Origin of the sequence: Psychrobacter sp. NG25 (assembly GCF_015234355.1) — a bacterium.
Lineage (GTDB): Bacteria > Pseudomonadota > Gammaproteobacteria > Pseudomonadales > Moraxellaceae > Psychrobacter.
The window spans coordinates 63585-78842 of sequence record NZ_JADGMV010000002.1 but is presented as its reverse complement, the minus strand read 5'-3'; the positions used below and the strand labels follow the sequence as shown (position 1 = coordinate 78842).

The following is a 15258-nucleotide window of genomic DNA, read 5'->3' as shown; positions in this document are numbered from 1 at the left end:
GTGAATACAGCAAAATGGGCAACCAAAAGCAAAGTTGTGAATAAACCCCTACTTTAAAATGGTTTATTGTTCATAACACAACACTCAACCAGTAATTACATATAAAAAGCTGCAAGCGACGTGCCACAACATCATTTAAGCTTGCGCCAATGGGGCGCATTCTGCAATTAATGCATTGATTTGCCCCACACAAGATCCACAATTGGTACCTGCTCGGCACTGCTTACCCACTGCCGTCGCACTAGTACAACCATGCTGCGTAATAGCGTTGAGAATGATGTTTTTTCCAACTGACATACAAGAGCATACCAAGGGTCCTGGATCGACATAACCGCTGGCAGGCCGCCCCGCTAGCAACCATTTATATCGTTGATTGGCAGGTATTTGGCTAGTATCCATAAAGCAGCTATCGAGCCAGCGTACACTCGGTAATTGCTTTTGCGTTGGGGCAACATAAACAGCCATAATTAGTTGTGTGCTAGGCCTTTCATTATCAGATGCTCCACTATTTATAGCAGTGTTATCTGAGTCTATCTCAGGCACAGATTGCGTCACAATAAAACGCAATTGATTCTGTACATTATCGACCGTAAACGCCGTATGCATGACACGCTCTTGAAAGTTTGGCTGTGATAATGATTGCATAGAGGCCATAAACTGCTGCCAAAACTCGGGAGACGCTAAGGTACTGCTAGCCTCCACCATCGGGCTAGCGAGATTAATCAATACACTATTATTTTGATGGCTCAAACTCCAAGTAAGTGCAGGTAACGCCTCTGGTAAAATATTATTTGAACGTGCCTCGTATTTTGTTTCAGAAAACTCTTTCTCTGACCCGTGGGCAGAAAAATTGGCCAGAATAGTACGTAATTGCACTATAACGGCGTCTTGCCACTCAGGATGCACCAAAATCTTGCCAAATGATTGCATAGGAACGGGCGTGACACTAATCGCCGAATTTTTGAGCTCTGGCTGCCCTGAATGTGGATCGACGACTGTTGGGATAAGCGGGCCTACTCGGGCGAAGCTAGCAAAAGCATTGCTCCAATGCATAGGCATAAATGCATCGCCAACGCGCAACGTATCGCTAATGGCAACTTGCGCCATTACAGTACTCGCTGGCTTGTTACTATCCTTAGCCGTACTCATCGCGATATCACTGACTATGCCATCACTGGTCACGCCGTTCTCATAGCTTTCATACTTTTCGTAGTTTTCATACCTACGATGCAGTTGCACAAAGTCATTGTCTTGAACGCCCAGTTGCTGTGCATCGTTAGCGTGTATGGTCAGTGTTGGTATTGGTTGATGTTGGTTTAATTGCGGTGCAAGGCCAGTACGAGTCATGGTATGCCACTGATCGCGAAGCCTGCCCGTAATCAGGCGTAAATGAACCACTTGGTTTTCAGGTTGAGTATCATGCTCAAACTCGTGTTTAGAGGGTGGTTGACTCTCACCAATCAGTTGGGGTTTTTGCCTTGTTTGACGTCGATGCACATTGGCTACGCTCGCTTCATCAGAGGGCGTAATAGCGATTAACTGTGACTTGGTAACAGTAACAGCGGGATTATTGATCTCATTTGCTAAAGGTTTTATCTTATCAATCATAGAGATACGCGTGCCACCCCATTGAAACGGTAACATCTCTTCGTATGCTTGCTGACTGAGTGCGATTGGCTGATATGTTTGATTGCCGTTCTGATTAATATGCTGGCTAATATGTTGTTGAGCAGGTTTATCGGCTGGCATCTCATCTGTCATTAAAGCAGACAAGTCTTTGCTGAGATTGAGGTAGCGAGGATAGGTCTTATTGGAGTGAGATGCGCTTTGGTTATGCGTATTACCATAAGCCGTCAATGCCACATGCTCATTAAATATCTCGCTTGGGTGTTGGTAATCAAATCCCGTTAACCCCATGCGTGTGGCAACTTGAGATAGTATCCACCAATCTGGTTTGGCAAGCCCTGCTGCAGGCATTAATGTCCGCTGACGAGAGATACGCCGTTCAGAATTGGTGACCGTTCCAGATTTTTCACCCCACCCCTGAGCAGGCAATACAATATCGGCACACTTCACCGTGTCACTGTCTACCGAGCAATCAGAAACAATCACCAAATCACATTCAGCAAGCGCTTGGCGAAAATTATCCGCATCTGGCAAACTGACCACAGGGTTTGTGGCCATAATCCAAATGGCCTTGATACGACCATCCAATATGGCAGCGGCAGCATCGCAGGCTTTGACACCTACATTTGGAGAGATAGGCTGAGGCGCCTGCCAAAAGTCTGCCACGAGCTGACGATGATCAGCATTGTCTAGTTCTAAATGCGCCGCCAACAGATTCGCAAGGGCGCCTACTTCTCGTCCGCCCATTGCATTAGGCTGTCCAGTGAGTGAAAACGGACTGGCCCCTACTTTGCCCACACGCCCTGTGAACAAATGGGTATTGATGATGGCGTTGACCTTATCGGTTCCGCTTTGTGATTGATTGACGCCCATACTAAAAGCAGTGACCGTTTTATCAGTGGCGGCAACGCATTCATAGAACTGGCGGATACTATCCGCAGACACTTGGCAGGCGCTGGCGACTTCATCAATGCTCCATGCTTTGGCCGCATTCACCGCATCATCAACGCCCAAGCTTTGGCTAACATATTCATCATTCTGGCAACCCTGCTGATCTAGGTAATGTAGCAACCCATTATATAAATGTGTATCCGTACCCGCAGCAATTGGTAAATGCAAATCGGCAAATTCACAAGAGTCCGTACGGCGCGGATCTATCACAATCAGTTTTTTATTAGGATTGGCTTTTTTGGCTGCTAAAAATCGACCAAACAAAATAGGATGGCACCACGCCATATTGGAGCCTACGAGTACTAATAAATCACAAGCTTCCAAATCCTCGTAATTACCCGGCACAAGGTCTGCGCCAAACGCGCGTTTGTGCCCGGCTACTGCGGATGACATACACAGCCGAGAGTTGGAGTCGATGTTGTTATTACCGATAAACCCTTTTATAAATTTATTGGCCACGTAATAGTCTTCAGTCAGCAATTGACCTGAGACATAAAACATAATGCTGTCTCGCCCGTGTTTAGCGATGGTGTCATTTAAACGACTGGCCACGTCATCTAAAACGGTGTCCCAGTCTGTCTGATTTATAAGTGGCTTGTCGGATACGTCTATAGCATTAAAATCATTACCCAATTGCATAGGCTGATGCTGTTGCATGACTGCTTGCTTGTTTTGATAATATGGCTCGGTCAAGCGGCGCGCGGTGCCCAATGTTTGTGCCAGCGCACTTCCTTTGGAGCACAATTTACCAAAGTTAGCCGGATGTTCAGGATCTCCTTTTACACTCAGAACCTCTGTCTCATTCACGCTCGCTAAAACACCGCATCCCACTCCGCAATAAGGGCACGTCGTGCGGATAGTAGTGATCGAGCTATTAATCAAATCACCATCAGATGACAACGGTGCTTTTTCTGTATTTTTGGCGGCGCTTATGTCATGTGTCTCAATGACATGGTCTATTGTTCTTTGTACACTATTAGGTAGGCTATTAGCTGATACTACTTTACTAGCAGCAGATTGATTGGCGGTAGCATCATTCATAATGCATCCTCTAACAGTTCGGCCACTTTATGATGATTGATGTTCTTGTCTGTATCATCAAGTTCTATATCTACTTCCGTAGTTGGCGAATTGTTAAGCGTGATTTCATCCAAATGACAATATGCCTCGCCAAATATTAGTGTGTCTTTGATGGGCGTAATGTCAACGTTATCTATAATCAACTGACTATAAAAGCTGCCGTCGCTTGTATCCCCATAAAGCACAGCGCCAATGAGTTTGTTTTCTTTGAGATACAGACAGTGATAATGGTTTAAGGCAGGCTGACGATATACGAGGGTCTCAATAGTGTCAGCGGCTTCGTCATCAAAAGCAATTTGCCCTGCAGAAAATGCCGACATGCCAGATACTTTTAATTTTAATGACAGCGGCTTGCTGACAAAAGGAACCCAGTGATCTGGTACGGTGGATTTACCATCTATCACGTTTATATCGTTTTCTATCAAAGCATCTTCTAAAACTGTGACCAATGTATCTACTTGCTGATTGACCGGAGCCACCATTCCAAATAGCTCGCCCTCTCGCTCTATACACTCACCAATGGCATAAACATTGGGACAACTGGTGTGCATAAAATCATCGACCACAATACCGCGATTAACCTCGATACCGCTTTGTTTGGCAAGCGCTGTATTGGGTATCACACCCACTGCCATCACGATAAAATCGGCCGCTAGCGTGCGCCCGTCTTTTAAAGACAAGCCGCATACTTCTCCTGCGTCATTCATCTCAATGGCCTCAGTATGTGCAGAAACCGCGAGACCAACCCCTCGGCGACTGAGCTCAGCTTGCAAAAGCTCGGCCGCTGGCAGGTCTAGTTGACGATTGAGTACATAACCATCCATATGAATAACCGTCATGCTCGCGCCCTGTGCCGCTAACGCGCAGGCAGCCTCTAATCCCAGTACGCCACCGCCAATCACCAAACCCGTTTTTCCTTTGCTAGCATAGTCCATCAGAGCGGTCACATCGGCAAGGTCTCGAAACACATGCACGCCCTTAGCTGTGTGATTGGGGAATGGAATGACTCGGGCAGTTGATCCTGTGGCCATTACTAACTTGGTATAGTTGAGTGTTTGCCCATCATCTAGCTCAATATACTGGCACTTGGTATCTATTGTCTCTACTGCAACCCCAGCCAGTACGGTGATACCTAACTGCTCATACTCTAAGCTATCGTATAAATAAGTATCTTCAAACGCCGTGTCGCCAGCCAATACGGGTGACAACATAATACGGTTATAGCCCACGTGCGGCTCTTTACTGATCAACGTAATTGGCAAACGGGATTTGTCATCATTCGATTGTGTGCGAGCAAGCTCAATGGCAAAGCGACTGCCTGCCATGCCCGCCCCGATAATAACGATGCCGGCGTTTTTTTGATGACCTGATGCTAAGGCGTGAGTGTTGGTATGAGTATCTACCCTAGTGGAGGCTTGCGACATAGATAGCGACATAAACAGAAAATTCCTTAGCCGCGCGGAGCAGCATTGAATGCAAAACAGCGTGTCATTAAAAGTACGCCAACAACAATAAAATGATGACAAACTCTATAAAGCAAATGCCATGCCATACCAGTAGAGGGTTACGCTTAATGAGGGGTTCTGGGTCGCGGCTGTGTGCCTTATTATCGGGGTTAAAATCTTGTAAAAACTCACCAATGGCTTGATAGCGCGCGTTAGTGTTGACATGCAGCGCACGCATGAGTGCCTGTTGGCTGGCGTCAGGTACGTTCTGTTGCCGTAGCGGCTGCGCGGGCATCAGTAATGTTTGGTTTGGCATCATTAGTGTTTGGGTATTAAATGGCAATTGCCCCGTCAGCAATTCATAGCCAATCACTGCAATCGAGAACAAGTCAGAATGCACGCCTTTTGGTGCATCGGTGTAATATTCTGGTGCAGCATAGTGCAAATCACCATTTGGTGGTCGGGTGCTGTCTTTTAAGATAGAGGAACTGGCGGAACCAAAATCAATGAGTTTGACGGCACCTGATTTGGTTAAAAGAATGTTTTCGGGTTTGATATCTTGATGCAACAGATAGTTGCGATGCATGACTCGAACCGCCATGCCAATTTTGGTAAGTAAATCAAAGGTTTGCCACACATCACAAGGCGCATGACGATCCATAAAGTCTCGTAGACTCTCACCAGCGATATATTCAGTCAAATGATATAAGTATGTGGTACTTGCTGGTACTGGATAGTAACGCAGCAGCCCCGACTCACTAAGCCCAGAACCCACGTTATGACCAATATTGTTGGATGCAGGATTGACAGACAATCGATTGGGATCAGCTTGATTGTAAGCCGACTCGCCCGCGCGGCGATGTTTTGATAGGCTCAAACCAATTTTGCGTTCTTTTAAAAAATCACGCAGATAGTGGCCATCGGCTACAGAGTCCAAACTGGGTGATTTTAAAACAAAGTCATGGTTGTCTTCATCTTGCACCCAGTACACGTGACTGCGAGCCGTACGAGCAATAATACCAATCACAGTAAAACCATCAATATGGTCGCCTATCTGTAAACCAGTTGGCAGCTGGTAGCGATTCACATCATGTATGACCGTATCCAGATTATCAAAGTCAATGCCATCAAAATGACCAATGCCCTTAGAGCCATTGATAGAAGTAAAATGGGCTGACCGTGTGTTCATACTCAGCATGACCATACTTAGATTATCATGACTACCTGCACTAAAGGCTTGCTCGCACACGGCTTGACTGGTGTTAAACCCTAGCGGTAATTTGTGTGTAGTAGCCATCAACTGAAATATATCAGTCGCACTGCTGCACAGCTCAAACTGCAACTCTGTAGGCTCTATATGCTCATACACCCCATCTGTCATGATGGCCAAACACTCGTTTTGATGGAGGGTAAATACTGATTGTTGTAGCTCTAACTGGCTATCTGCGCCGATAGCTGCAGCAAGCGCTCCTTTATCTTGGCCGCGGTGCACGCGGTGATCTTTGCTCAATACTGTCAGACAATCTACCCCAACGCGGTATATTCGAGAGTCGCCTGTATGAAACAAGTGAATACGGTCACCAATACAGAGCAAGCCTGATAACGTAGACAACAACGGCGGCACCCGTTGATACGCTTGAGGAAAATATAGGATATCGTTGGCTTTATTGACTGCTGTTTTGATGAGACTAGCGACTTGATCATCGTCAAAACTGATAGATGACGTCTCATCTTGTGATTGTGCCAGTGCGGTCAACCCCAATGTTATTTTGTGAGCAATGGTATTCACCACCAGTCGACTTGCCTGTTTTGGAAACTGGCAAGCGCTGACCCCATCTGCCATCAAAACCAATAATGGGGCTGATGATGGCGGGTGAGATCTTGCTTGAGATATTGAGCGATTGGCACTAGATGATTCTTCACCTGAACATTGATAGGGCAAGCAGGTGGTAATAAGTACACTGTCTTGATTTTCCGTCTTGCGACCTGCCATGGTGAAAAAATCAAGCCACCATAATGCAGTACTAGCATCATCAATATCCTTACTGTCACCAGTCTTATCAATAGCGTGGCTATCAATGCTCTGGCTGACATCATTGGCAACAAACTGACCTGAGCCTATTGGAGATGACGGATTGCCTGTATTAAAATGAACCGCCATCTCATCAGCGTTTTGGTACATATCACCATCCGCATTTTGACTATTGTTTCTATTGGCGTGTGCTATCGTCATCTATCTTCACCCCGTACTATCTATGACTCACTTGTATTTCCGCAAATGTGCCATCTGGCATTTCTTCAATAATGATACCTTCTGGTTCTTTTAAGAAAAACAATGCAAAGAATCCAGCCACTGCTGTAGCGGCAATCACAAAGAAAAACACCTGATAAGACACCAGACTCAGCACTGTTAAATACACCACTGACCCAACATTACCATACGCGCCTGTCATCCCTGCAAACTGCCCTGTCATGCTGCGTTTGATCAGAGGAATCACCGCAAAAACAGCACCCTCACCTGCCTGTACAAAGAATGAGCAAAACATCGTAATTAATAGCGCCAATGCAAGTGGCCACGTTGAGTCAAGGAAGCCCATCAACAGATACCCGATGGCCAAACCAGCTGTCAAAATCAACAAAGTTATTTTGCGACCAAACTTATCACTGAGCCAACCGCCGCCTGGACGTGACATAAGGTTCATAAAGGCATAGCTCGATGCCAATACCCCTGCCATCACAATCGATAAACTAAAAGTTTCTTGATAAAACAAAGGTAGCATCGACACGACGGCAAGCTCTGAGCCGAACGTAGCAAAATACAAAATATTTAAGATACCTACTTGCTTAAAATCATAACGATGCGCCACTGGTACAGGCGTCGTGAAAACCTCTTTATTAAAACGGTAGCTACTGATGAACTCGTAAACATACAGTATCGCAAGGCCAATATAGACCATAGTGACACTAGACTGGCTCAGCAAGCTCACACCATCAGGTGATAGTTTCCATGCCAATAATGCCAATGCCAAATACATAGGCAGTTTAAAAACCATCATTAACCAAAAATCACCTGATGACGTCACCATCATGGCACCTGATTTTTTGGGTTTAAAATAAGTAGCCCCTTTGGGTGTATTACGCGCCATCTTATAAAAAATGATGCTATAAAGCGCCATTACCACCCCTGATGTGGCTGTTGCATAACGCCAACCTTCATCACCACCGAAAACTGCTGCAGCACCAATCGCTATAGTCGGTAATAACAGTGCCGCTGCTGCCGAGCCAAAATTACCCCACCCTCCATAAATACCCTCAGCCGTCCCTAATTCATTGGTTGGAAACCAATCACTCATCAAACGAATACCCACCACAAAACCTGCACCCACAAAACCCAGCAAAAACCGAGACAGCGCCAAGGTATTGTAATCCTGAGCGAACGCAAAGGTAAAACAAGGAATAGCACCAATGGCTAAAATGGCGGTATAAACAATGCGAGGGCCAAAACGGTCTGTCAGCATCCCGATAATCACGCGGGCAGGAATGGTCAATGCCACGTTTAAAATGAGTAACGTTTTGATTTGGTCTTTACTCAGATTGAGTGTTTCTCCAATCGCTGATAGAAATGGTGCATGGTTGAACCATACAAAAAAGGTAAGGAAAAATGCCATCCAACCTAAATGAAGGATTTTATTTTTACCCGTAAATGACAAAACATTAAGCTTGTCTTTACTAGGCGCAACGGGGGCTGATGATGACATAGGCAACTTCCTCAAATGATTAACTTCAGGGTTCTGACAACGTACTAAATGTACTAAGTGTTCAAAAAATGCAGTATTCAAAAATGATAAGTAGCGATGTTTCAGGCGGTGCAATGGTTATGCCAGTTATTTGTGTACGCTGCCAAATCTGTATAAAGGTCAGCACTCGTTAATTATCCAAGCGCCTTTACTGGTGGGTCTATAACCATCGCCACACCTGACGCTTATGCTAATAAAGCATTAACGCAACAGGTTTAAAGTACTCCATTAGCCTCCCTTATAAACAGCAATAACATCCAACTTGGGGCACTACAGTGTCTATTTTGGTGCATTAATTTTTGATATCGCTGTCGTTAACAATCGTGCGCACCCTGATTTTTGGCAAATAGCAACGCTAACCATGCTGACATAAAAACCTTAGTACATAAGCGACTGGTCTCGATACGGCATACCTTTATGCCTAATAGCAACGTGCAAAAACCCAGCTAATCAAAGTGCCATGGCATGATTATTGAATGCTCTGTAATAGTAGGTATTAAATGCTGTTTATCAGCTGTTGTTGAGGGACGGAGCCGTTTATAGCGTGATAAAAAAATAAACGATGACCGTACCCAACCAGCCCCATTACTAAGGACAGACGCATGAGTAGCACTGCATTGAGCACAGAGAGTAAAGGCAATTTGGTGGTGATTGGCAACGGTATGGTCGGTCATCACTTTATTGAACGAGCAATTGAGCAAGGGCTACACCAGCAATTTGACATTCATGTGTTTGCTGAAGAAGACCGCCCTGCTTATGACCGTGTTTATTTGTCGAGCTACTTTGAACATAAAGATGCCAGTAAGCTGAACCTAGTAGATTTAACAGCCTATGAATTATCAAAAGTTAATTTGCATTTGAATCAGTGTATTGTAGATATCGATTCGGCCAGTCAGCGTATTACTACTGAGGCAGGCGAGATTATTGAGTACTCTGAGTTGGTACTAGCGACGGGCTCATATCCTTTTGTGCCACCCATCCCAGGTCGCGAGCATCCGCACTGCCACGTATACCGTACCATTGCAGATTTAGATGAGATTTTAGCGATTGCTGAGCTGCCCACTGTCAAAAAAGGCGTGGTGGTTGGTGGTGGTCTACTGGGGCTTGAGGCCGCAAAAGCGCTCGTGACGCTAGGGCTGGATACCTATGTGGTCGAGTTTGCGCCGCAATTGATGGGCGTTCAGCTTGATGCCGCTGGCGGTGAGATTTTAAAGAGAAAAATAGAAGCACTTGGTGTCAAAGTGCTGACGGGGAAAAACACCAAAGAGATTCTGTCTAATACTGCGCCGAACTCTGATGACACCAGCGGTGATGAACAACATTTAACCATGGAGTTTACAGATGGCACCTCTCTAACGACTGATATGATTGTGTTTAGCGCCGGTATTAGACCGCAAGATGGCCTCATCAAAAACAACCCCGAATGCGGTATCGAAATGGGCGGGCGCGGTGGCATCTTGATTAATGAGCAATGTCGCACCAATGCCGATCATGTTTATGCCGTAGGTGAATGCGCAGTATGGGACAATAAAGTATTTGGTCTGGTGGCTCCCGGTTACAACATGGCCAGTATCTGTGCTGCGCAAATTGCTGGTGATAGCAAGCAGATATTTACGGGTGCCGACATGAGCACCAAGTTAAAACTGATGGGTGTTGATGTGGGCAGTATTGGCGACGCACATGGCACGAGTGACGGCAGTTTAAGCTATCTGTATCAAAACCCTGCTGAAGGCATCTACAAAAAACTGGTCACCACACCTGATAACAAACGCTTGCTTGGTGCTGTACTGGTAGGTGACACCGAAGACTACAACAACTTACTGCAATTGTATTTAAATGACATTGACCTACCTGCACACCCAGAAAGCCTGATATTACCCAATGTTGAAAAACCCGTAATGGGCATCGACAATCTACCAGACACCGCCACGATCTGCTCTTGTTATAACGTGACCAAAGGTGCTATCTGCTCAGCCGTCGAAAACGGCGCATACTCCGTCAGCGATGTAAAAACCATGACCAGTGCCGGTAGTGGCTGTGGTGGCTGTGCCCCTATGGTCAAAGATACGGTCAGCTATCAACTCACTGCCATGGGCTTTGAAGTAAACAATGACTTGTGTGAGCACTTTGCGTACTCTCGTCAAGATTTATATAGCCTGATTCGTGTGCACGGTATCAAAACCTTTGATGAATTATTGACTGAACATGGCAGCGGCCATGGCTGTGAGATATGTAAACCGACAGTCGCCTCTATTTTGGCATCGTGCTGGAACGACTACGTACTCAAAACCGAGCTGACACCACTACAAGACAGTAACGATTACTACTTAGGTAATATACAAAAAGACGGCACTTATTCCGTCGTACCGCGTGTGCCGGGTGGTGAAATTACCGCAGACAAGCTCATCGTACTGGGTCAAGTGGCGAAGCAGTTTAATTTGTACACCAAAATCACTGGTGGGATGCGGGTCGATCTGTTTGGCGCACGCATGGAGCAATTGCCTGATATTTGGACGCAACTGGTGCAAGCAGGCTTTGAGACTGGTCATGCCTATGGTAAATCCTTACGTACCGTGAAATCTTGTATCGGTAATAACTGGTGCCGCTACGGCGTCGATGACAGTATTGGCCTCGCCTTGAGATTAGAGGATCGTTATAAAGGCGTGCGCTCACCGCACAAAATCAAGATGGGTGTATCAGGCTGTATGCGCGAATGTGCTGAAGCGCAAAGTAAAGACTTTGGCATGATTGCGACTGAAAACGGCTGGAATCTATTTGTCTGCGGTAATGGTGGTATCACCCCACGTCATGGCGAGCTGTTCGCCACCGATCTGGACACCGAAACTATGGTCAAATATATCGACCGCATCATTATGTTTTATATCAAAACAGCGGACAAGCTACAGCGCACCTCAAAGTGGCGTGAAAGCTTAGATGGCGGGCTGGACTATCTAAAAGCCGTCATTATTGAAGACAGTTTGGGCATAGCAGATGAGCTCGAAGCACAAATGCAGTTATTGGTCGACAATTACGTGTGTGAGTGGGCAGCGACGATTAATGACACCGAAAAACTCAAACGTTTCCGTCATTTTGTAAACAGTGAGAAAGGCGATGATAATGTCGTTTTCGTGACCGATCGTGAGCAGATTCGCCCAGCGACTGATGCGGAAAAAGCAACCATCAATCTGGTTGAATTGGCCTAGCCAATGATGAGTGCCTTGTTAGTTATCACAAAAAGCAAGGCGCTGTTTTTTGACTCATGTTTTGCAACTCGCAATTTGTCACTCATGATTTACCACTCATACAGAGCAATATTATCATCACTAAGGATACCGCCTCATGAACCAACAGACTATTTGTACACTTGACGATATCATTCCTGAAACCGGTGTCTGCGCCCTGATAGATGGCAAACAAATTGCTATTTTTCGTACCAAACAGAACGATTTATTTGCTCTTGATAACTACGATCCATTCAGTCAAGCCAATGTATTGTCACGGGGGTTGATTGGTGGCACCACAATTACAGATGATACAGGAATAGCAAAAGAGGTCCTTTATGTGGCCTCGCCCATTTATAAGCAACGCTTTAACCTAGCTACTGGTCAGTGTTTAGATGATGAGAGTATTGTGCTCAATACTTATAAATTCAAACTTGATGGAAATAATGTGGTGGCAAACTATGAATAATGACAGACGTTATCTCTCATTTTGACAACTTTGACATGTCACTAATAATTGCTCTATTAACCTAAAACATCCTTTGAGTCTCAGACCCAAAGGATGTTTTATTTTTGACAATTACGCTGAATCACTATGGGTTGTACTTTTCAACATATTTAACCAAACTGAAAGGCCGATATTTGCGTTTTTAGCACTTGCTCAGAATAGATTTTGCGCCCTGCATCACTCCCTGCTGCCCCTACCGTTATCATAAGCGGTAGCAAATGCTCTTCTGCACCTAGTGGATGTGAGTCAAGCGCGTGAGGCGCCGATGACCAATTCGTAAGGGCTGAGAGGCGCTCATCCGAATCTGCTGTTTCCACAGTGTTGGTCAGCCATTCATCGAAACGCTCTGACGGCGCGGTAAATCTTGCATCGCCATAGCCGCGCATATTATGAAAACTCATGCCGCTACCAATAATCAACACCCCTTCTTTACGCAATGATGGTAGTGCTTGACCAGCAGCCAGATGCGCCTTCGGGTCTAAATTGTTACGTAGTGATAGCTGTACTACTGGAATATCGGCCTCAGGGTACATCAGCTTTAAGGGAATGAAAGTCCCATGATCAAAGCCTCTCGTGGTGTTCTTTTCATTTGCGATACCTGCATCGGTAAGCAATTGGCTAATCCGCTCAGCCAATACTGGCGCGCCACATGCAGGATAAGTCAGTTGATAGGTATGCTCAGGAAAGCCATAATAGTCATAAATGAGCTCAGGTTGCTCGCCAGCGGTAATACTAAATTCAGACATCTGCCAATGCGCGCTAATGATTAAGATAGCCTTTGGTCGCTCAGACAGTCGATTAGTAATATTTTTTAAAAACTCAGCCATGTTATTCCACGTATCAGCCGGTTGCCAATCCATAAAAAAGCATGGACCCGCACCATGAGGTATAAAAAATACTGGCTGTGTGACAGAAATCGATGCGTTGCCCATTAGCTTTTACTCCCTTATGCTTTATCTCAACGATGAATAAATCAACGATAAACATCAATATTTAAGCTCAAAAATAGCTCTAGATGACGCAAGTTTTAGACTGCTCACCCCTATTAAATCTGCTCTACTTTTCCTGATAACATTTGGTCGATACTAAAACTTCCGCCCCCTTGTATCATTAGTGCAAGCGAAGCCACCATCAATATCAATGCGTACTCATAACCACCATTATCAGCAAACAGCCCATTACCGATATGAACAGAGAAAATAGCCACCAACATGGTAAAGGCTGCGGCTAAGGCAGCCGGTCGGGTCAGCAATCCTAATACTAAGGCAAGTCCACCAAAGAATTCTGCACCGCCTGCCAATATGGCCATCAAGTAACCAGGTTCCATACCGATACTACTTAACCATTGAGCCGTACCTGCTAGCCCATTACCACCGAACCAGCCAAATAATTTTTGAGCGCCATGGGCTGCCAAAATTAATCCAACGGGTACACGAAGAACTAAGGCCGCTGCTCCAGCGTTCGATGTCAAAATAGTATTTAATAGTGATGATTTCATTAATGCTTACTCCAGAATATGTGATTAGGATAAATAGTGTCGGAAATGATATGAGCACACTTTACTATCAACGATATAAAAGAGTAAGCTGAGTTATGTTGAATGATTATCAACGTATTGTTTATAATATATTTGATATTAGGATAAATATAGGAAAAAATGTGGATAGAATCGACGCGATGCGCGCCTTTGTAGCAGTCGTGACGGAGGGCAGTTTTAGTAAAGCGGCTATTACGATGCAGCTCTCGCCGCAACTGGTGAGCAAATACGTTGCAAAATTGGAAGAGCAGCTAAATACTCGCCTGCTCAATCGTACAACCCGTAAAGTAAGTGTGACTGAGGCTGGTAGCCAATATTTTACGCACGCGCAGCAGGTTTTATTGAGTATTGATGAAATGTCGGCGCAATTGGGCGGCCTACAACAGCACCCTAAGGGAGTCTTGCGAGTCAGTGCGCCTGTCTCATTTGCTTTAAAGCATATGGCAAGACTGATTACTGATTTTCAAGGAAAATATCCTTCCGTCACAGTTGATCTTCAGCTAAGCGACCGGAAAGTTGATATCGTTGAAGAAGGCTTTGATATTGCACTGCGTATCGGACAGTTAGAGAGCTCATCACTCATCGCTAAGCAAATTGCCCCTATTCGTGTGGTATTGTGCGCATCGCCTGCGTATCTAAAAATTCATGGTATGCCTAAACAACTCGAGGATTTAGAAGCGCATCGCTATTTGCATTACAGCTATATAAATATAGAAACTAACGGACAAATTTATAAGTACTTAAAGAAGAAACAACTCAAAGAACAGAGTACCTTCCACAGTAACAACGGCGATGTACTCGTTGAAGCAGCCATTGCAGGTGCAGGATTAATACTGCAACCGACTTTTATTGCTAGTGATGCGCTACATACTGGTAAGTTGGTCGTAGTGTTGCCTGAGTATGAGCCCGACCCTTTAGGCTTGTATGCCGTCTATGCTCATAGAAAACTGCTGCCCCATAAAGTCAGATGTTTTATTGACTTTATGACGGACTATTATGGGACGCCGCCGTATTGGGATCAGGCACTTAATGTAAGCGCTAAATAGCCAATTGCTCATTAGCATACATAGGTATATTTTATAGAGCAATTAGC

9 protein-coding genes are annotated in these 15258 nt (G+C 45.2%); 3 read left to right on the top strand and 6 right to left on the bottom strand.

Features of this window, described 5'->3' with window-relative positions:
- Positions 1–135 precede the first annotated feature (135 nt).
- From IPZ60_RS03155 to IPZ60_RS03140, 4 genes are all read right to left on the bottom strand, one after another.
- Complete coding sequence (locus tag IPZ60_RS03155) at positions 136–3618, bottom strand: nitrate reductase (protein WP_194196421.1); 3483 nt, start codon at positions 3616–3618, stop codon at positions 136–138.
- A complete protein-coding gene (locus tag IPZ60_RS03150; protein WP_227669208.1) occupies positions 3615–5093 on the bottom strand; it encodes an NAD(P)/FAD-dependent oxidoreductase in 1479 nt (492 codons plus the stop codon). The genes IPZ60_RS03155 and IPZ60_RS03150 overlap by 4 nt, the downstream gene beginning before the upstream one ends.
- A gap of 55 nt (positions 5094–5148) precedes the next feature.
- Complete coding sequence (locus IPZ60_RS03145) at positions 5149–7095, bottom strand: bifunctional protein-serine/threonine kinase/phosphatase (RefSeq protein WP_194196811.1); 1947 nt, start codon at positions 7093–7095, stop codon at positions 5149–5151.
- A gap of 256 nt (positions 7096–7351) precedes the next feature.
- The gene (locus tag IPZ60_RS03140; RefSeq protein WP_194196420.1) at positions 7352–8860 is read right to left on the bottom strand and encodes a NarK family nitrate/nitrite MFS transporter; all 1509 of its coding nucleotides are present in this window, start codon (positions 8858–8860) and stop codon (positions 7352–7354) included.
- 641 nt (positions 8861–9501) lie between these two features.
- Here IPZ60_RS03140 and nirB point away from each other — a divergent pair.
- Together nirB and nirD are read left to right on the top strand one after the other, a co-directional pair.
- Positions 9502–12102 (top strand): nitrite reductase large subunit NirB, encoded by a 2601-nt coding sequence (nirB, locus tag IPZ60_RS03135; RefSeq protein WP_194196419.1) that lies wholly within the window; start codon positions 9502–9504, stop codon positions 12100–12102.
- Positions 12103–12238: 136 nt separating this feature from the next.
- Positions 12239–12589 carry a nitrite reductase small subunit NirD gene (gene nirD, locus IPZ60_RS03130; RefSeq protein ID WP_194196418.1) on the top strand — a complete coding sequence of 117 codons (351 nt, stop codon included), beginning with the start codon at positions 12239–12241 and terminating at the stop codon, positions 12587–12589.
- A 149-nt stretch (positions 12590–12738) separates the two neighbouring features.
- Here the strand turns inward: nirD and IPZ60_RS03125 are convergent, their stop codons facing one another.
- Positions 12739–13560, bottom strand: a complete 822-nt coding sequence (locus IPZ60_RS03125; protein ID WP_194196417.1) for a class III extradiol ring-cleavage dioxygenase — start codon at positions 13558–13560, stop codon at positions 12739–12741.
- A gap of 113 nt (positions 13561–13673) precedes the next feature.
- Positions 13674–14126: a DoxX family protein gene (locus tag IPZ60_RS03120; protein WP_194196416.1), complete on the bottom strand. Its 453-nt coding sequence runs from the start codon at positions 14124–14126 to the stop codon at positions 13674–13676.
- A 161-nt stretch (positions 14127–14287) separates the two neighbouring features.
- On the opposite strand from IPZ60_RS03120, the gene IPZ60_RS03115 reads away from it, so the two are divergent.
- Positions 14288–15211, top strand: coding sequence for a LysR family transcriptional regulator (locus IPZ60_RS03115; RefSeq protein WP_194196415.1), 924 nt, complete (start codon positions 14288–14290; stop codon positions 15209–15211).
- Positions 15212–15258 lie beyond the last annotated feature (47 nt).